Raw genomic sequence first — 20,126 nt, forward strand, 5'->3', positions numbered from 1 at the left:
TCCCCCTATTCCATTCCGGCCGCGGACCATAGGGGGATTGTCCCCGTGACGGCGCATGTGCGAATGTCGACACATGGCCGACTACGAGAAACTCAAGTACGACATCAATGAAATCCCGCTGGCCGAGGCCGTGCGGACGGTGCTCGGGGTACCGGATCTGGAGGGCCTCGAAGTGAGTGACAAGGTTGCCACTCGCGAAGAGGATCAGAAGACCCGGTACCACGAGCTCTTCTACAAGAACTACGAATCCGCCATCAACCCGTTATACCGGAAGCTGGTGGCCGCCCTTCTCGGGGAGGAGCGCCTGAAGGAGGTCTACATTCAGCGCGTTCCCACCTTCCGCGTGCACCTGCGAAACTCCGTCGCGGTCGGCACCTGGCACCGGGACAAGGACTTCGGGCACGACCCGAGCGAGGTGAACTACTGGGTTCCGATGACCCGGGCGTTCGGCAACAACACCGTCTGGATCGACAAGCAGAACGTGGACGCCGAATACGGCGAGGTCGTGGTGTTCGACGGAGCCAACCAGCTCCACGGGAACGTCGTCAACGACACGCCCATCAGCCGCGTCAGCATGGATTTCCGCGTCCTGGCCCGGGCCGACTACCGGCCGAACGAGAAGCGCAGCGTCTCCAACGACGTGCCCTTCCTCCTCGGCCACTACTGGGACGTTCCCTGAGAACGGCCGGCCGTTGAGGCCGGGGTGAGGGTACGGCGAGGGCGCGGAGACCGGCCGGCCCCGCCGGAAGGGCTTCCCCTACCGGACTCCCAGGGGGCCGGTAGGGGTTGCCCGGCCCGGTGGTCCCAGCAGGATGGGCACTGCGGCGCGCTGCCGTCTCGCCCACGGGTGACGTGACGATCGTCGGAACGTAGCGAAAGGTGAATCATGACGGTGACCACGGAGCTGCCTCAGCTGCCGTTCCCGCGCCCCAACGTGCTGGACATCGCCCCGGCCTATAAGCCCCTGCGGGATCAGGCGCCCCTGGTCAGGGTCCGCACCGCGATGGGCCACGAGGTCTGGCTGGCGACCCGCTACCACGCCATCAAGCAGGTGTTCGGCGACGCCCACTTCGGGCGTTCCCACCCGGACCCGGAGAAGGCGGCCCGCGTCTCCCAGTCCCTCATGTTCGGCGGCCCGACGGGCGAGTTCGAGACCGAGGAGCAGCTTCACCGCACCCACCGCAAGGTGCTGACGCCGGCGTTCTCGCCGCGCCGCATGCGCCTGCTCAAGGACCACGTCACGCAGCTCACCGCGACCATGCTGGAGAAGCTGGCCGGCCTGACGCCCCCGGTCGACCTGCACGAGCACTTCTCCTTCCCGATGCCCAACACGGTGATCTGCGAGCTGATCGGCGTCCCGGAGCCCGACCGGGACCAGTTCCGCGTGTGGTCGGGCCGGTTCACCGGCCACGACCAGGCCGCCGCGGGCGAGGCGGTCATGGCGATGATCACCTACATGATGGGCATGGTGGCCGACCGGCGGACGAACCCGCAGGACGACCTGGTCACCGACCTCATCACCATCGCCGCCTCGGAGAACCTGGAGATGCTCACCGACCACGAGATCGCCGACATGGCGCTGCACCTGGTCTTCGGCGGCCACGAGACCACTGTCTCCCGGATCGACTACGGCACCCTCCTGCTGCTGCGCCACCCCGAGCAGCGCAAGGCCCTGGTGGACGACCCCTCGCTGGTCGACCAGGCCGTGGAGGAGATCCTGCGGCGCAGCATCCCGGTGGACGACCTGATCCCGCGGTACGCGCGCGAGGACTTCGAGCTGGAGGGCGTGACGATCCGGCGCGGCGAGTGCGTGCTGGCCTCCACGAGTGTGGCCAACATGGACGACCAGATCTTCCCGGACCCGGAGCGCTTCGACATCTTCCGCAAGCCGGATTACGCCCACGCGGCGTTCGGGCACGGCCTGCACTACTGCATCGGCAACGCGCTGGCGAGGACGGAACTGCGGGCCGTCTTCAGCCAGCTTTTCCAGCGCTTCCCCACCCTCGAACTGGCCGTGCCGTTCGAGGAGCTGCGCATCCCCATGGAGCGGCGCTGGATCGGCGGCCTCGAAAGGCTGCCGGTGACCTGGTGACCGGAGGGAAGGACAGTCTCATGCGGGTGAGTGTCGATCAGGACCAGTGCGTCGGGTCCGGACAGTGCGTGCAGACCCTGGCGGAGGTCTTCGACCAGGGTGTGGAGGACGGCCTCGTCGTGCTCCTCCAGGAGTCTCCGTCGGAGGAGCTGCGCGAGGGCGCCCGCCGGGCAGCCGCGCGCTGCCCCGGAGGGGCCATCTCGATCATCGAGTGACGCGGCCGGCGCGCCGTGCGATGGGCGGCAGGGGTGACAACCCCTGCCGCCCATCGGCGTGTTCGCGTCCGGAACGGCCACGGGGGAACCTCCCCTAGTGCCCGCTCAGGGGTCGCCTAGGGGTTGCCGCCCGACCCCGACCTGCCCGCAGCATAGGGGAGCGGCACCGAGGTGCCGCAGGACCGGGAGCCGGGGGGCGGTGGGACAGCGGTCGTGGCCGCTGGGGGCACCTTGTCCAGGGGACCGAACGCGCGCGCCCGGCGGGGCGCGCGGTCCGGCCTCGCCGGCATCGGCCGTTTCACCCGCCCCTCTCCTCCCGTGTCACGCGGGCGCCCAACGTCGTCGCGCCCGCGGGCGACATGACGAACGGTCGGAGAGCACCGAAAGGTGAACCATGGCAAAGGAAACGGAATTACCGCAGCTTCCCTTACCGCGCTCCAACGTGCTCGACATCTCTCCCCAGTACAAGGTCCTCCGGGACCGCGCGCCCCTGGTCAAGGTCCGCACCGAGATGGGTGACGAGGCCTGGCTGGCGACGCGCTACGACGTCATCAAGCAACTGTTCGGCGACGCCCGCCTCGGGCGTTCGCACCACGACCCCGAGAGCGCCTCGCTCGTCTCGGAGTCGCTGCTCTTCGGGCGCCCTCACGGCGAGTTCGAGACGGAGCCCGACCTCCACCGTATCCAGCGCAAGGTGCTGGTGCCCGCGTTCTCGGCCCGCCGCATGCGCCTGCTGAAGGAGCACGTGACGGAGCTGGCCGCGTCCATGCTGGAGGAGCTGGCACGGCTCACGCCCCCGGTGGACCTGCACGACCGCTTCTCCATCCCGCTGCCGATCACGGTGATCTGCGAGCTGATCGGCGTCCCCGGCCCCGACCGGGACACGTTCCGCGGGTGGTCGGCGCGCTTCGGCAGCAACGACCAGGCTGACGCCGCCCAGGCCGCCATGGAGATGCTGGCCTACACCGCCGACCTGGTGGGGCGGCGGCGGAAGGACCCCCAGGACGACCTGGTCTCGGACCTCATCTCCATCGCCGCGGCGGAGAACCTGGAGCTGCTGACGGACCACGAGATCGCCGAGATGGCGGCGCATCTGGTCTTCGGCGGGCACGAGACCACCGTGGGCCGGATCGACTACGGCACGCTCCTGCTGCTGCGCCACCCCGAGCAGCGCAAGGCCCTGGTGGAGGACCCCTCGCTGGTGGACCAGGCCGTGGAGGAGATCCTGCGGCGCAGCAGCCCGGTGGACGACCACTTCATCCGGTACGCGCGCGAGGAGTTCGAGATGGGGGGCGTCACGGTCGCGAAGGGCGACTGCCTCCTGATCTCCACGAGCGTGGGCAACATGGACGACCGGGTCTTCCCCGACCCGGAGCGCTTCGACATCTTCCGCAAGCCGGATGCCTCCCACGTGGGCTTCGGGCACGGCCTGCACTACTGCGTCGGCAACGCGCTGGCGAGGACGGAGCTGCGGGCCGTCTTCAGCCAGCTCTTCCAGCGCTTCCCGACCCTCGAACTGGCCGTGCCGCTCGAGGAGTTGCGCATCAACATGGAGGAGCGCTGGATCGGCGGGCTGGACCGGCTGCCGGTGACCTGGTGACGGCCGGCCGGCGCCCGGGGCAGCGCGGGGCGGAGGGGCCCGGCGGGCGGCGGCCACGCGGACCGCAATCGGGGCCGGTCACCGCGTGAGGTGACCGGAGCGTTGAACGGCGGGCGGCCGGGGGCATCAACCCCCGGTCGCCCGTCGCGCGTTGGACGAGCGGGAAGCCGGGACGTTCGCCTCCGGAAAGCGGGACGGAACGTCAGGCCGGCGCGGGGCGGCCGAGGGGGGTCAGACGGCGGGAACGGCCGCGGCGGAGACGCGCAGGTGGTGCAGGAGGTCGTCGACGAGGCCGTCGGCGTCGGCGTTCCCCTTGCCCCCGATCGCGAGGTGCCCGATCATCGTCAGGTCGATCGCGCCGTGGATGAGGGCCTGGAGCAGCGCCGTCATCCGCTGGGTGTCGCCGGGCGGGAGCTGCTCGGCCCGCTGGGCGGCCTCGACGATGGCCATCAGCGTGCGGTAGCTGGACCCGGCGGCCACGGCCAGGTCCTCGAAGGGGGCGGACCAGACGCCGAAGACCAGCCGGTACCGGGCCGGATAGGCCAGCGCCCAGGAGATGTACTCCCCCAGGGCCGCGCGCAGCACCTCGCCCTCGGGCCGGCTGCCCTCCCGCAGCGCGGCCAGGGACTCGCTCAGCTTCGTCAGCTCCTCCGCGGCGACGCCGGCGAGCAGCGCCTCCTTGTTGGCGAAGTGCTTATACGGGGCGTTGTGGGACACGCCGGCGCGCCGGCCGACCTCTCGCAGGGTGACGGACTCTCGCCCACCCGCGTCGAGGAGATCGGTCGCCGCAGTGATCAGCAGCTTGCGTGTCGGGGGAGGCACATGGCGACGGTACCACGCGGTATGGGCGAATGACCCGGGTTGACGGCGTCAACCGAGGCTGCTAGGTTGACGCCGTCAACCCGACTGAGCTGGACCGGTCCGCGAGAAATGACCGGGGTCGACAGGCCGACGAAGCCCGAGTGCCGGCGGCGGTGACGGACCGGTGGCCCTCCCGGCAGCGGTCCCCGAACGACCTGCCAGGCCTCCCCCGCGGGCACCGGCCGCCCCCCGAAATCCCCGTGGCGCACGACGCACCAAGGAACGCGAGGTAACAGTGGCACAGGCAGAACTGGGCGATCAGGGCACAGCGGGGGCGCCGGCCAAACGGCGCGCCGCCGCCCTCACCGTGCTCGTCGTCGGCATGTTGATGGACCTGCTCGACACCAGCATCGTCAACGTGGCGCTCCCCGAGATCCAGGCGGATCTCGACGCCAGCAGCTCGGCGCTGCAATGGACCGTCGCCGGTTACGCGTTGCCCTTCGCCATCGGCATGATCACGGGCGGGCGGCTGGGCGACCTCTTCGGCCGCAAGCGCATCTTCATCATCGGCCTGGCGCTCTTCGTGCTCACCTCGCTGCTCACCGCGGTGGCCCAGACCGGCGGGCAGCTCGTCGGCTTCCGCGTGGCCCAGGGCGTCGCGGCGGCGCTGATGGTGCCTCAGGTGATCGCCACGATCCAGGTGATGTACGCCCCGCACGAGCGGGCCAGGCCGCTGACCGTGGCCGCCTCGATGTACGCCATCAGCGCGATGACCGGCCCGTTTCTCGGGGCCCTGCTGACCGAGAGCGACATCGCCGGGATGGGGTGGCGGATGATCTTCCTCGTCAACATCCCCGTCGGCATCGTCGTCCTGATCGCCGCCGTCTACCTCCTGCCGGACTCCAAGTCCGAGACGGCGACCCGGCTCGACCTCACGGGCATGATCCTGGCCGCGGTCGCGCTGCTCCTCCTGCTCTACCCGCTGGCGGTGGGCCACGAGGAGGGCTGGCCCCTGTGGACCTTCATCTGCATGGCGCTCTCGCTGCCCGCCCTGGCCATCTTCGTCATGCACCAGCGCGGCCAGGCGACCTCTCCCCTGCTGCCGATCCAGCTCTTCCGGCACCGCTCCTTCACCGGCGGCCTGACGATCCTGGTCCTCGGCTTCGCCACGGTCTACGGCTTCTTCCTGGCCTTCACCGTCTACCTCCAGACCTACGAGGGCTACAGCATCATGCGGGCCGGCGTGGCCCTCATCTGGTGGGGCCTGGTCGCCCCGATCTTCGGCGGCCTGGCGCTCAACGTCCTCGGTCCCCGCTTCGGGCGCCGGGTCGTCCAGGTGGGCCTGCTGGTGATGATCCTGGCCCTGTTCTCGATGATGCTGGTCATGAACGAGTACGGCCCGGACGCCGGCTCCGGGATTCTCGCGCTGCCGATGGTGCTCGGCGGCATCGGAGGCGGCCTCTCCCTGGTGCTCGTGGTGGACTACGCCATCTCGGACGTGCCGGTGACCGAGGCCGGGTCCGCCTCGGGCGTGCTGAACGCCGTCCAGCAGGTCGGCGCGGCGATCGGCGTCTCCGCGGTCGGCGCGCTCTTCTTCGACCTGGTGCCGGAGGAGATGTCGCCGACCTTCCAGCAGGAGGCGAGCGACGCCTTCGGCCTCACGATGATCCTTCCCATCTGCATGGTCGCGGTGGCGCTGGTCGCCAGCTTCCTCCTGCCGCGCCGCGTCAGCCACCCCGAGGCTCCGCCAACCACCGTTGAGGAGCCCGTCACCGCAGGCTGATTTCCCCCGGATCAGCCCGCAGGAAGCCCCGCCGCCTGGATCAGGCGGCGGGGCTTCCCCTGTGTGAGCGCACCCGAATCCGCGCCGCCGCCCCGGCGGCAAAGGCTTTACCTGAATTTACTGGAATTCAACATTCCCTTTCCCTTGGCCGCTCCCGGGGCGGCGCCGATCGGGCGGAGCGGAAACCCCTTAAGGGCTGCCGCGGCCGGCCCCACCCGGCGCGGCGCCCCCGCAAGCGCCCCGTGAACGCCTCGGGCCCGCCCGGTGAACAGGGCCGTACGGGACGGGCCGGGCGCCGAGGTCACCCCGGCCGCGCCCGCGCGCCCGCCCCGGGATGGTTGCCCCCCGTGGCACATCTAGGGGCCGGTTAGGGGTGTGCCCATGCACGCCTGTTCGACAGGATGGAAACACACGTCACCGCATTCCTGCACCCCCCGAGCACATCGGTGCGCGGGAATTTCATGACGCTGGAACCGGAAACGCCAACGGCGTCGTTCCCGTGCCCCGGGCTGATGTGGATCACGTCCGAATGCCGGCCTGGTTCGCCCTTACCCATTCTTCCGCATTGGGAGCACGCATGAGTCATTCACCGGAGAGAACGGTGCACGACCCGGTCGCCGTGGTGGGCATGGGATGCCGCTTCCCGGGCGGCGCCGTGGGCGTGGATGCCTTCTGGGAGCTGCTGGTCAACGGCCGCTCGGGAGTCGTGGAAGTGCCCGCCGACCGGTGGAGGAGCGAGGACTTCTACGACCCGGAGCCCGGCACCCCGGGCCGCACCTACTCGCGGCACGGCGGATTCGTGGACGGGGTACGGGAGTTCGACGCCGGACTGTTCGGCATCGCCCCCAACGAGGCCGTAGGGGTGGACCCGCAGCACCGGTTCGTGCTGGAGGTGGCCTGGGAGGCCCTGGAGCACGCCGGCATCGCGCCCGACTCGCTGCGCGGCTCCCGCACCGGGGTCTACGTCGGCATCAGCGGCAGCGACTACGAACGTCTACGCCTGTCGACCACCGACGTCACGGCGATCGACGGCTCGTACACCACCGGCGTCGCCCTCACCATGGCGGCCAACCGGCTGTCCTTCGCCCTGGGCCTCGAAGGCCCCAGCATGGCGGTGGACACCGCCTGTTCCTCCTCCCTGGTCGCCCTCCACCTGGCGTCCCAGGCCCTGCGCTCCGGCGAGTGCGACACCGCGATCGTCGCCGGCGTCAACCTGATCCTCTCCCCCAGCGTCACCGTGGCGTTCTCCCAGGGGCGTTTCCTCTCGACGGCCGGGCGGTCCGCCACGTTCGACGCCGCGGCCGACGGCTACGTGCGCGGCGAGGGCTGCGGCGTGGTCGTGCTGCGCCGCGCGGAGACGGCCCGGGAGTCCGGGCAGCGGGTGTGGGCGCTGGTGCGCGGCACCGCCACCAACCAGGACGGCCGCAGCAACGGCCTCACGGCCCCGCGCGGCGCGGCGCAGCAGGCGGTCATCCGCCGCGCGCTGGAGGTCGCCGGGGTCCGCCCGGACCAGGTCGGCTACGTCGAGGCGCACGGCACCGGCACGGTGCTGGGCGACCCGGTCGAGGTCGGCGCGCTGGCCGCGGTCCTGGCCGAGGGCCGGAAGGAGAGCGGCGCCGGCCCGGTCGCCCTCGGCTCGGTCAAGGCCAACATCGGCCACCTGGAGGCGGGGGCCGGCATCGCCGCCCTCATCAAGACCGTGCTGACGGTGCAGCGCGGCGTGATCCCGCCCCACCCCCACCTGACCACGCCCAACGGGCACATCCCCTGGGACCGGCTGCCCGTCACCGTGCCGAAGGCACCGACGCCCTGGGAGGCCGAACGCCGGTTCGCCGGGGTCTCGGCCTTCGGCTTCGGCGGCAGCAACGCCCACGTCGTCATCGAGTCCCCGCCGCCCCTTCAGGCCGCGGGCACCGGGCAGGCCGCCGGGGCGGACGCCTCGGACACGGCCACCGAAGAACCGTTCCTTCTGAAGGTCACCGGCCACCGCGCGGACGCGGTGGCCGCCGGTGCGGAACGGCTGGCCGCATTCCTCCGGCAGGAGGCCGGGGACGCCCCGGCCGCGCTGGCCCCCCTGGCCTGGGCCGCCGGAGTCGGCCGGGCCGACCTGGCCGACCGGGCCGCCGTCGTCGCCGCCACCGCGGAGGAGGCCGCCGAACGCCTGCGGGCCGTGGCCGAGGGCCGCCCCGCCCCCGGCGTGGTCCGGGGCCGCCGCGGCACCGGCGGCGCGCCCCGCGTCGGCTTCGTCGTCCCCGGCCAGGGCCAGCGCCTCGCCGGCGCGCTCGCCGGGCTCTACGGCCGGCTGCCCGAGGTGACCGAGGTCGTGGACACGGTCGCCGCCACGGTCGGCCCCGTCTCGGAGCTGCCGCTCTCCGCGCTGCTCGACGACAGCGGGGACCCGGCCGTCGCCGCGGCCCTCCACGAGACCTCCGTGGTCCAGCCCGCGCTCTTCACCGCGGCCGTCGCCCTGGGCCGGTGGTGGCAGTCGGCCGGGGTGCGCCCCTCCGCGGTCGTCGGCCACAGCGCCGGGGCCTACGCCGCCGCCGTGCTGGCCGGCGTCTTCACTCTGGAGGAGGGCGCCCGGCTGGTCGCCACCCGCGCCCGCCTGATGGGCGAGCTGCCCTCCGACGGCGCGATGGCCGCGGTCTTCCGCCCGGCCGAGGACCTGCTCGGCCGCGCGGCCCTGCGCGACGGCGAGGTCGTCGTCGCCGCCCGCAACAGCGCCCGCGAGACCGTGGTCGCCGGCCCGGCGAAGGCCGTGACCGCGCTGCTGGAGGAGCTGGCCGCGGAGGGCGTGCGCGGCACCCGGCTGCGGGTCTCCCACGCCTTCCACAGCCCGCAGATGAACCCCGTTCTCGCGCCCCTTGCCCGGGCGTTCGAGGGGGTGAACGCCCGCCGTCCCACCGCGGAGTTCGTCTCCGACACCACCGGCCGGCTGGCCGGGCCCGAGGTCACCACCGCCGACTACTGGGTGCGCCACACCCGGGAGCCGGTCCTCTTCGGGGACGCCGCGCGGACCCTGCTGGACCGCCGGATCGGCGTGGTGATCGAGCTGGGCGCCGGCGGGCTGCTCCCGCTGATCCTCGCCGCCTCCGGCGAGCGTCAGCCGGTCTGCGTCCCGTCTGTGGTCATGGAAGGCGGCACGCGGCGCGGCCTGCTGGAGGCGGCCGGGCGGGTGTGGGCCGCGGGCGTCGGCCTGGACTGGTCCCGGGTCAACGGCCCGCGTCCCGCCGGTCCGCTGCCCGTGCTGCCGAGCTACCCCTTCCAGCGGCGGACGTACTGGCTGGACCTGCCCGGCCAGGCGCCGGGCGCCACGCCCGCGCAGGCCAACGGCGCGCACAGCAACGGCGCCGCGCACTCCAACGGCAGCGCGCACACCAACGGCACGGCACCGTCCAACGGCACCGCCGCGACCCAGGCCCCCGCCGCGGACGCCCCCGCCCGCGAGGCCCGGCGCCCCGCCGTCGCGCGCCGGGGCCGCCGCGACGCCCAGGCCGTCACCGCCCTGGTCACCCTGCTGCGCGACGAGCTGGCCGCGGTGATGGACCTGCCCGAGGGCGACGAACTCGACGCCGACGCGGGCCTGTTCGACCTGGGCCTGACCTCGGCGATGGTCATGACGATGCGCACCCGCTTCGAGGAGGAGCACGGCCTGCACGTGCCCGCCACGGCCGTCTTCGAGCACCCGACGATCCGCCGGCTGGCGCAGTACCTCGTCGCGCTGGAGGGCGAGCAGGCCACGGACGGCAAGGCGCAGGCCGACGCGGCCCCCGCCGCCCCGGCGCCCGCCCTCCCGGCCGCCGACCCCGCCGAGCCGATCGCGATCGTCGGCATGGCCTGCCGCCTCCCCGGCGGCGCCAACGACCTCGACAGCTACTGGCGCCTGCTGCGCGAGGGCCGCGACGCTACCTCGCCGGTCCCCCCGGGCCGCTGGGACGCCGAGGTCGCCGCGGCGGCGGCCCGCGCCGCGGGCGTTTCCCCCGAGGTCTTCCGGGGCGGCTTCCTCGACGTGCCGGTGGACCTGTTCGACGCCGAGGCCTTCGGCATCACCCCGCGCGAGGCCCGCAGCATGGACCCGCAGCAGCGGCTGCTGCTGGAGGTGGCCTGGGAGGCGCTGGAGGACGCCGGCTACCCCGCCACGGACCTGGCCGGCTCCCCCACCTCGGTGTACGTCGGCATGACCACCGTGGACTACCTCCAGCTGATCGCCGCCGACCCCAGCACCGAGGGCGACGCCTACAGCGCCACCGGCACGCCCTTCAGCGTCGCCGCCGGGCGGCTGTCGTACCTGCTGGGCACGCAGGGGCCGAGCCTGGCCGTCGACACCGCCTGCTCCTCCTCGCTGGTGGCCACCCACCTCGCGATACGCAGCCTGCGCGCCGGGGAGTCGGACCTTTCGGTGGTGGCCGGGGTCAACCTGATGCTGACCCCGTCGACCACCACCAGCCTCGCCAACCTCGGCGCCCTGGCCTCCGACGGCCGCTGCAAGACGTTCGACGCCTCCGCCGACGGCTACGGCCGAGGCGAGGGCGCGGGCGTGGTCATCCTCAAGCGCCTGCGGGACGCGGTGGCCGACGGCGACCGCGTCTGGGCGGTGCTGCGCGGCTCGGCCGTCAACCAGGACGGCCCCAGCGCGGGCCTGACCGTCCCCAACGGGCAGGCGCAGCAGCGCGTGATCCGCGAGGCGCTGCGCGACGCGCGCGCCGAGCCCGCCGCGGTCGGCTACGTCGAGGCGCACGGCACCGGCACCTCCCTGGGCGACCCGATCGAGGTCAACGCCCTGGCGGAGGTGCTGCGTCCGGAGCCCGGGGCGGGCGCTCCGCTGCGGGTCGGCTCGGCCAAGACCAACATCGGCCACCTGGAGGCCGCCGCGGGCGTGGCCGGCCTGATCAAGGTGGCGCTCACGCTGCACCACGGCGAGATCCCGCCCCACCTGCACGTCTCCACCCCCAACCCGCACGTGTCCTGGGACCGGCTGCCGGTGGAGATCCCGGCCGAGCCCACCGCCTGGGAGGCGAAGGGCGCCCCGCGGGTGGCGGGCCTGAGCTCCTTCGGCTTCAGCGGGACGAACGCCCATGTGGTGCTGGAGGAGCCGCCCCGCGCCCAGGAGCCCGAGCCGGCCGAGACCGCCCCCGGGGACGGCCGCGCCTCCCTGCTGGTGCTCTCGGCCCGCACGCCCGAGGCCCTGACCGCGCTCGCCGGGCGCTACGGCGACCTGCTGGCCGGCGAGGACGGCGAGGACCGCGCCGGGGCCCCCGCCTGGGCGGACGTCGCGTACAACGCCGCGGTGCGCCGCACCCCGATGGTGGAGCGCCTGGCCCTCACCGCCGGCTCGGCCGCCGAGGCCGCCGGGCCGCTGGCCGCTGCCGCCCGCGGCGAGGAGCACGCGGCCCTGGCCACCGGCCGGGTGGTGCCCGAGGACCGCCGCCGCCTCGTCTTCGCCTTCAGCGGCCAGGGCAGCCAGTGGGCCGGCATGGGCGCCGGCCTGCTCACCGAGCCGGCCGCCGCCGCGGTGCTGCACCGCTGCGACGAGCTGGTGCGCGACCTCGCCGGCTGGTCGCTGCTCGACACGCTGCGGGCGCCCGCCGAGACCTCCCTGCTGTCCGACACGCGCTACGCCCAGCCCGGCATTGTCGCCGTGCAGGCAGCGCTGACCGAGCTGTGGCGGGAGTGGGGCGTCACGCCCGACGTGGTCGTCGGCCACAGCGTCGGGGAGATCGGGGCGGCCTACGCCGCCGGGAGCCTGGACCTCACCCAGGCCATGACGGTGGTGGTGCGCCGCGGCGAGGTGATGGCGGCGACCCGCGGCTCGGGCGCGATGGTCGCGGTCGGCCTCTCCCCCGAGGAGGCGGCCGAGCTGATCGCGCCCCACGGCGACCTGCTCTCGATCGCGGCGGTCAACGGCCCGCGCAGCGTGGTGATCGCCGGCGACGCGGGCGCCCTCAACGCCCTGGAGCCGGCCGTCCGCGGGCGCCCCGCGCCCTGGGCGCGGATCCAGGAGGAGTACGCCTTCCACACCCGGCGCATGCTCCCGGCCCGGCCGGAACTGCTGCGGGCGCTGGAGGGCCTGGAGGCCTCCGCGCCGGAGGTGGCCCTGTGCTCGACCGTGACCGGCGAGCGGTTCGAGGGCGCGCCGGACGCGACGTACTGGGCGGAGAACATGGTGCGCCCGGTGCGTTACGCCGAGGCCCTGCGCACGGCCGCCGCCCCCTCGGGCCACACGGTGGTCGTGGAGGTCGGGCCGCACTCCGTGCTGACGACGCCCTCCACCCAGACCCTGGCCGAGACCGGCGCCGCGCACACCGTCCTGCCCTCGCAGCGGGCCCGCCGCGACAGCCGCGCCACGCTGCTGGCCACCGCGGGCCGGCTCCACGTCCTGGGCTACGAGCTGGACCACGTCGCGCTCCACCCCGAGGCGAGCGGGCGGCGGGTGACGCTGCCGGCCTACCCCTGGCAGCGGCGGCGCTACTGGCTGCCGAAGCCGCCGGCGGAGCGGGGCGGGGACGGCGGGCGGCTGGAGGCCGAACTGGCCGACGCCACCTACGAGATCACCTGGCAGCCGTCGGCTGTCGAGCCGCCCGCCCCGAACGCCGCGACGGCGAACGGCGGCTGGCTGATCGTCGCGGACGGCACCGGGGAGGGCGCCTCCGGCGAGAGCCTGGCGGGGCAGGTCGCCGCGCGGCTGACCGACGCCGGCGGGCAGTGCGTGGTCCTCGGCCCGGACCGGCTCGACCCCCGGGCGCCGGAGACGGTGCGCCAGGCCCTGGCCGAGGCCGTCGCCGAGGTCGGCACGCTGCGCGGCCTGGTGCACTGCGGCACCCTCGCCGCCGGCGAGTACAGCGGCGCGGCCGGCCAGGACCTGGGCCGGGAGGTGGAGAGCGCGCTCGCCGTCTCCTGCGGCCCGCTCCTGGCCGCCTCCTCCGGGCTGCGCCGGGTCAACCCCGTCAACCCGCCCCGGGTGTGGGTGGTGACCCGCGGCGCGATGGGCATCGACGGCGGCCCGGTGGCCACGCTGCACAGCCCCGTGTGGGGCCTGGCCCGGGTCGTCGCGCTGGAGCAGCCCGAGATCTGGGGCGGCCTGGTCGACCTCGACCCTGAGACGAACGACCCCGCCGCCGAGGCCGGGGCGGTGGTCGCGGAGATCCTCGCGGCCGACGAGGAGGACCAGGTGGCCTACCGGGCCGGCGCCCGGCGGGTCGCCCGCCTGTCGCGGATCGAGCGCCTGGCCCCCGCCCCCTCCGCGCCCGTCACCGGCACCGACGGCTACCTGATCACCGGCGGCCGGGGCGCGCTCGGCCTGCGCGTGGCGGAGTGGCTGGTGGAGCGCGGCGCCCGCCACCTGGTGCTGACCGGCCGCCGCCCGCTGCCCGAGGACCCCGCCGACCCGGTGACCGCCGCCGTCCAGCGGCTGCGCGACGCGGGCGCCACCGTCCACACACCCGTCGTGGACGTGGCCGACCCCGCCTCCATGGGCGCGCTGTTCGAGCCCGGCGCCGAGTGGCCCGCGATCCGCGGCGTCGTCCACGCCGCGGGCACGTTCAACCCCTCCTCGGTGGCCGAGCTGGACTGGGACCGCTTCCGCGACATGACCCGGGCCAAGGTCGACGGCACCCTGCTGCTCGACGCCCTGACCGGCCCCGACAGCGACGCCGCCGGAGACGGGCTGGACTTCTTCGTGATGTTCTCCTCGGCCGCGGCCGTCTGGGGCTCGGCGCTGGCCGGCCACTACGCGGCGGCCAACGGCTTCCTCGACACCATGGCCCACCACCGCGCCTCCCGCGGCCTGCCCGGCGTCGCCATCGACTGGGGCTGGTGGGGCGGCAGCGACCTGGTGGACGGCGAATACCTCCACCAGTTCGAGGCGATGGGCCTGCACGTGCTGCCCGACCCGGTCGGCTTCGCCGCGCTGGAACGCCTGCTCGCCGCCCACGACCACCGGCAGGTGACGGTGGCCCCGGCCGACTGGGACCGCTTCCGCCCGGTGCTGGAGGCCCGCCGCCGCCGGCCGCTGCTCGCCGAGCTCGGCACCCGCCGCGAGGCCGCCGCAGCCGCCGACGAGGAGGTGCTGCGCGGCCTGCGGGTCGCCCGCGGCGCGGCCCGCGTGCGGCTGATGGAGGACCTGCTGCAGCGGGAGGTCGCCGCGGTCCTCGGGCGCGACGAGGAGCAGCGGCTCAACCGGGACGCCGGCTTCGCCGACGCCGGCATGGACTCGCTGATGAGCGTCGAGCTGAAGAAGCGCGTCGACCGGCTGCTGGGCACCGACCTGCCGGCCACCGCCGCCTTCGAGCACCCGACCATCGCCGCGCTGACCGACTACCTGCTGACGACGGTGCTGGCGCTGCCGCAGGACGCGGCGGACCAGCCGGCCGCACCCGGTGAAACCCTCGACGGCCTCTCCGAGGCCGAGCTCCTCGACCTGCTCGACCAGGAGCTGGAGCAGTCGCAGTCGCAGGAATCCACGACGAGCCCACGGGAGATGTCATGACGAATCAGGCGACGAAAGCGGCGGCCCCGGCGGAAACGGCCGACGCGGGGCGCTCGGCCGAGGTACTGCGCCGCGCCCTGGTGGAGCTGAAGGCCGCGCGCGCCGAGGCCGCCGACGCCCGGCGGCTGCTGACCGAGCCCATCGCGGTGGTCGGCATGGGATGCCGCTTCCCCGGCGGCGCGGTGGGCCTGGAGTCCTTCTGGGAACTGCTGGTGGACGGCCGCTCGGGCGTGGTGGAGGTGCCCGCCGACCGCTGGAAGGTCGACGACTTCTACGATCCCGATCCCGGCGCCGCGGGCCGGACGTACTCGCGCCACGGCGGATTCGTCGACGGGGTACGGGAGTTCGACGCCGGGCTGTTCGGGATCCCGCCGCGCGAGGCCGTTGGCGTCGACCCGCAGCACCGGTTCGTTCTGGAGGTGGCCTGGGAGGCGCTGGAGCACGCCGGCATCGCCCCGGACTCGCTGCGCGGCTCGCGCACCGGCGTCTTCGTCGGCATGGGCGGCAGCGACTTCGAGCGCCTGCGCCTGTCGACCAGCGACGTGTCCGCCATCGACGCCTACGCCGCCACCGGCGGCTCGCAGAACATGGCCTCCAACCGGCTGTCGTTCGCCCTGGGCCTTGAGGGCCCGAGCATGACGGTGGACACCGCCTGCTCCTCCTCCCTGGTCGCCCTGCACCTGGCCGCCCAGGCCCTGCGCGCCGGGGAGTGCGACACCGCGCTCGTCGCCGGCGTCAACCTGATGCTGTCCCCGGGAACGACGGTGGCGCTGTCCAAGGCGCAGATGCTCTCCCCCGAGGGCCGCTGCAAGACCTTCGACGCCTCGGCGGACGGCTACGTGCGCGGCGAGGGCTGCGGCGTGGTCGTGCTGCGCCGCGCGGACGTGGCCCGCGAGTCCGGGCAGCGCGTGTGGGCCGTGGTGCGCGGCACCGCGACCAACCAGGACGGCCGCAGCTCCGGCCTGACCGTGCCGCGCGGCCCCGCCCAGCAGGACGTCATCCGCAAGGCCCTGGACGTCGCCGGGGTCCGCCCCGCCGAGGTGGGGTACGTGGAGGCGCACGGCACCGGCACCTCGCTGGGCGACCCGATCGAGGTGCGCGCGCTGGCCGCCGTGCTCGGCGAGGGCCGCAAGGAGAGCGGCGCGGGCCCGGTCGCGCTCGGCTCGGTGAAGACCAACATCGGCCACCTGGAGGCCGGCGCGGGCATCGCCGCCCTCATCAAGGCCGTCCTGACGGTGGAGCGCGGCCTGATCCCGCCCCACCTCAACCTGGCCACCCCCAACCCGTACATCGCCTGGGAGCAGCTCCCGGTGACGGTGCCGACGACCGCCACGCCGTGGCGCTCGGAGCGGCGCGTCGCGGGCGTCTCCTCCTTCGGCTTCGGCGGGACCAACGCCCACGCGGTGATCGAGTCCGCGCCCGCGCCGGAGGGTGCGCAGGACGAGGCGGGCGCCGCGGAGGGGCCGTTCCTCGTCAAGGTCAGCGGCCACGGCGCGATGGCGCTGCGGGCCGGGGCCGCGCGGCTGGCCTCCTGGGCCGCCGCGCGGGACGGGCAGGCCGGGGGGAACGCCCCGCGCCTGGCCGACGTGGCCTGGACGGCCGGAGTGGGCCGGGCCGACCTGGCCGACCGCGCCGCCGTCCTCGCGGGGAGCCTCGCGGAGGCCGCGGAGCGGCTGGACGCCGTGGCGCGGGGCGAGGCCGTCCCCGGCGCCGTCGAGGGCCGCCGCCGCTCCGAGGGCCCGCCGCGCGTGGCCTTCGTCGTCCCGCACCGGGAGGAGGAGGCCGGCGACGGCCGCCTGCTGGCCGCGCTGATCCGGCGCTCGCCCGCGGTGGCCGCGCTCGTGGAGGAGCTCGCGGAGGCCGTCGGCCCGGAGGCCGCGGCGCCGCTGAGGGCGGCGGCCGAGTCCGGTGCGGCGACGCCCGGCGCCTCCGGCCTCGTGGCGTACGCCGCCGCCCTGGCCCTGGGCCGCTGGTGGTCCGCGGTGGGCGTGCGGCCGGACCTGGTCGTCGGCCACGGCCCCGCGGCCCACGCCGCCGCCGCGCTGGCGGGCGTCTGGACCGCCGCCGAGGGCGCCCGCGTCGCGGCCGGCCTCGCCGGCCCGCAGGAGGTCGCCCGCCGCACGCCCACCGCCGAGCTGCTGCCCGACGGCGAGGAGGCGACCGCCGCGCCGGGCGAGGACGCGGCCGGGACCGCGCGCGCCATCCGCGAGCGCTCGGTCCAGGCCGTGGTCGACCTCGGGCGCCCCGCGGTGGGGCCCGCGTTCCTCGCCCTCCCCCGCGAGGAGGAGGACGAGGAGGCCGTCGCCGCGGCCTGCCTCCCGTCCCCCGCCGGGGACACCGGCGCCGAGGACGGCGTCGGCGCCCTGCTGCTGGCCGCCGCCCGCGTCTGGGCGGCGGGCGTCGACCTCGACTGGACCCGGATCAACGGCCCCCGCCCCGCCCGGCCGGTCCAGCTCCCGACGTACCCCTTCCAGCGCCACGCCTACTGGCCGGACGTCGACCCGCAGGCCGCGCTCTCCCGCACGCCCTACACCGGCGAGGGCGTCGGGCTGACCCCGCGCATGCTGAGCACCGCCACCGGCGGCGTCGTCGGCGAGAGCGAACTGTCGCTGCGGCAGGTGCCGTTCCTGGAGGAGCACCGCGTCCACGGGCGGCTGGTGGTGCCCGGCATGGTCTTCATCGAGCTGGTGCTGCGCTGCGCGGAACGGGCGTTCGGCTGCCCGGCGCGCACGCAGGAGCTGTCGATCTCCCGGCCGCTGGTGCTGGGCGAGGAGGACTCCGCCACCGTCCAGGTCGTGGTCGACCCGCCCTCGGCGGGGCGGGCCCGGGCGCGCCTCTTCAGCGGCGGCCCCGAGGCGGGCTGGAAGCTGCACTTCGAGACGGTGCTGGAGGCCGTTCCCGAGGGGCAGGAGCCGGCCGCGCTGCCGGCCGCCGCCGAGGGCGGGGGCCCCGACTACGCCGGTGCCCTGGAGCGCAGCCGGCGGGTGCTGACCGAGGAGGAGTTCTACCAGCGGGCGTGGCACCCGCTCTTCCGGCTGGGCCCGAGCTTCCGGCTGATCCGGGGCGCCCGCAGCGGCGACCGGGCGGCCGTCGGCACGGTGGTCCCGCCGGCCCCGGACGCCGCGGGCGTCCTCGCCGGGATCCGCCCCGAGCTGCTGCTGATCGACGCGTGCATCCAGCTCCTGGCCATCGCCACGCTCCCCGACGACCTCGACGCCATCCCCGCCGACCGACCCGTCCAGCTCGGCACCGGGTGCGCGCACATGGTGACGGGCGACCTCAAGGCCGCCCTCCAGGCGGCGGACGTGCGGATGGAGTCCGTCGCGGTGCTGCGCGAGGCGGAGGACGGCACGATTCTGGGCGACCTGCGGATGACCGACGCCGACGGGCGGCTCCTGGCGGAGCTGACGGGCGTCGCCTACCGCTCCGTCGCCCCCTCGATGCTCGAACGCCTGGTGGCGGAACGCCCCGCCTCCGGCGCCGCGGACGGCGGGGACACGCTGCCCGCCCTCGACGCCAACCGCCTGCGGGCGACGCCGGAGCCGGAGCGCACCCGCGAGCTGGTGGACCACCTCGGCCGCAGCATGGCCCGCATCCTCGGCATGCGGCCCGAGGAGATCGACCCCAAAGCCTCCCTGGAAGGGCTCGCCGACTCGTTGATGATCGCCGAACTGCGCACCGACGTGGAGCGCTGGCTCGACGTCTCCGTGCCGGTGGAGGCCTTCTTCGACCAGGGGTCGCTGACCTCGCTGGCGCGCTACATCATCGGCATCTGGAAGGACGACGCACCGGACATGACCACCGCGCCCACCGAGGCGGGGCAGGCCCCCGCCGCGCAGACCGCCCCGGCCCCCGCCGCCGCCCCCGCGCCGGCCAAGCCCAAGGCGAAGGCCAAGCCCTCGAAGTCCATGACCGTGCCCCAGATGACCGAACTGGCCGCGCTGGACGCGGAGATCGCGGTCACCGGGGAGCCGGAGCCCTACGACCCGGCCGCCCCGACGCTGCTGACCGGCGCCACCGGCTTCGTCGGCGCGTTCCTGCTGGACGAGCTGATGAAGCAGCGCCAGGGCGAGGTCCACTGCCTGGTCCGCGCCCGCGACGAGGACCACGCGATGCGCAGGCTGACGGAGAACCTCCTGCACTACGGCATCGACCCCGAGCCCTACCGCTCCCGGATCGTCCCGGTCCTCGGCGACCTCGCCAAGCCGGGCCTGGGCCTGGACGCGGCCCGGTTCAACGCGCTGCACGACGCCGTCGGGGACATCGTCCACTGCGGCGGCATGGTCAAGTGGACCTACGGCTACAAGGGCCTCCAGGGGGCGAACGTCGCCGGCACCCGCGAGGTGCTGCGGCTGGCCACCAGCGGCGCGCCGCGCCCGGTCCACTTCATCTCCACCGTGGGCGTCTTCTCCTCCAAGGAGTTCGCGGCCGAGACGGTCGACGAGACCGTGGACATGGAGACCAGCGGCCCGCTGGTGGTCGGCTACGCGCAGACCAAGTGGGTGGCCGAGCGCATGATGCGCTACGCCGGGGAGCGCGGCCTGCCCGTGACGATTCACCGGATCAACACCGGCGGCCACAGCGTGACCGGCGCGTTCAACCGGTTCGACCACCTGTCGATGATCCTCAAGGGCTGCGTGCAGGCCCGGATCGCGCCCTCCTCGGTGGCCGTGATGCCGGTGCAGCCGGCGCCGATCGACTACGTCGCCGCGGCGGTGGTGGCCGCCGCGAGCCGGCCCGCGCTCCACGGCCGCACCTTCCACCTGGTCAACCCGGAGTCGATGACCTGGCCCCAGCTCTTCGACGCGGTCGAGGAGTTCGGCTACCCGCTGGGCCGCCTGGCGTTCGGCGACTGGCGCGACCGGATCACCGGCCGCAACGCCGGCACCCTCGCGCTGCTGGGCCTGGCGCCCTTCCTGCACGAGAGCATCGACGACACCAAGCTGCCGTTCTCCGAGTCCGGCCTGACCCGGCAGTGGCTGGAGGAGGGCGGGACCGGCCTGGCCTGCCCGCCGCTGGACACCGGCCTGGTCCACACCTTCCTGCGGGGCTTCGTCGAGGCGGGCTTCCTGGAGCCGCCGGCCGCCCCCGGCGCCTGACGCGCGCCCCACGCCCTCGCTCGCACCCGAGCACGCCCGACCGCGCCGCCC

General features: G+C 74.6%; 8 protein-coding genes. 7 read left to right on the forward strand and 1 reads right to left on the reverse strand.

Annotated features, from left to right (window positions below):
* The first annotated feature begins 55 nt into the window (after positions 1-55).
* The 4 genes from RM780_RS18155 (at position 56) to RM780_RS18170 (ending at position 3,907) form a co-directional block, all read left to right on the forward strand.
* Complete coding sequence (locus tag RM780_RS18155) at positions 56-679, forward strand: streptomycin biosynthesis protein StrG (protein ID WP_311631808.1); 624 nt, start codon at positions 56-58, stop codon at positions 677-679.
* Positions 680-886: 207 nt separating this feature from the next.
* A complete protein-coding gene (locus tag RM780_RS18160) occupies positions 887-2,092 on the forward strand; it encodes a cytochrome P450 (protein ID WP_311631809.1) in 1,206 nt (401 codons plus the stop codon).
* A gap of 26 nt (positions 2,093-2,118) precedes the next feature.
* Positions 2,119-2,307 carry a ferredoxin gene (locus tag RM780_RS18165; protein ID WP_394813005.1) on the forward strand — a complete coding sequence of 63 codons (189 nt, stop codon included), beginning with the start codon at positions 2,119-2,121 and terminating at the stop codon, positions 2,305-2,307.
* A gap of 394 nt (positions 2,308-2,701) precedes the next feature.
* Positions 2,702-3,907, forward strand: coding sequence for a cytochrome P450 (locus tag RM780_RS18170; protein WP_311631811.1), 1,206 nt, complete (start codon positions 2,702-2,704; stop codon positions 3,905-3,907).
* Between the two features lie 231 nt (positions 3,908-4,138).
* Here RM780_RS18170 and RM780_RS18175 read toward each other — a convergent pair whose 3' ends face one another.
* Positions 4,139-4,729 (reverse strand): TetR/AcrR family transcriptional regulator, encoded by a 591-nt coding sequence (locus RM780_RS18175; RefSeq protein ID WP_311631812.1) that lies wholly within the window; start codon positions 4,727-4,729, stop codon positions 4,139-4,141.
* A 274-nt stretch (positions 4,730-5,003) separates the two neighbouring features.
* Here RM780_RS18175 and RM780_RS18180 point away from each other — a divergent pair, with 274 nt between their 5' ends.
* The 3 genes from RM780_RS18180 to RM780_RS18190 all read left to right on the forward strand — a co-directional run bounded on the left by RM780_RS18180 (position 5,004) and on the right by RM780_RS18190 (position 20,075).
* Positions 5,004-6,491: an MFS transporter gene (locus RM780_RS18180; protein ID WP_311631813.1), complete on the forward strand. Its 1,488-nt coding sequence runs from the start codon at positions 5,004-5,006 to the stop codon at positions 6,489-6,491.
* A gap of 577 nt (positions 6,492-7,068) precedes the next feature.
* Positions 7,069-14,976, forward strand: coding sequence for a type I polyketide synthase (locus tag RM780_RS18185; RefSeq protein WP_311631814.1), 7,908 nt, complete (start codon positions 7,069-7,071; stop codon positions 14,974-14,976).
* Positions 14,973-20,075: a thioester reductase domain-containing protein gene (locus RM780_RS18190; protein WP_311631815.1), complete on the forward strand. Its 5,103-nt coding sequence runs from the start codon at positions 14,973-14,975 to the stop codon at positions 20,073-20,075. The genes RM780_RS18185 and RM780_RS18190 overlap by 4 nt, the downstream gene beginning before the upstream one ends.
* Positions 20,076-20,126: the final 51 nt, after the last annotated feature.

Source organism: Streptomyces boetiae, assembly GCF_031845405.1.
GTDB classification, from domain to species: Bacteria; Actinomycetota; Actinomycetes; order Streptomycetales; family Streptomycetaceae; genus Streptomyces; species Streptomyces boetiae.

What these genes read in the sequence shown, in the direction of transcription:
- RM780_RS18155 (WP_311631808.1), top strand. Translation starts at nt 56, where the DNA reads ATGTGCGAATGTCGACACATGGCCGACTACGAGAAACTCAAGTACGAC.
- RM780_RS18160 (WP_311631809.1), top strand. Translation starts at nt 887, where the DNA reads ATGACGGTGACCACGGAGCTGCCTCAGCTGCCGTTCCCGCGCCCCAAC.
- RM780_RS18170 (WP_311631811.1), top strand. Translation starts at nt 2,702, where the DNA reads ATGGCAAAGGAAACGGAATTACCGCAGCTTCCCTTACCGCGCTCCAAC.
- RM780_RS18185 (WP_311631814.1), top strand. Translation starts at nt 7,069, where the DNA reads ATGAGTCATTCACCGGAGAGAACGGTGCACGACCCGGTCGCCGTGGTG.
- RM780_RS18190 (WP_311631815.1), top strand. Translation starts at nt 14,973, where the DNA reads ATGACGAATCAGGCGACGAAAGCGGCGGCCCCGGCGGAAACGGCCGAC.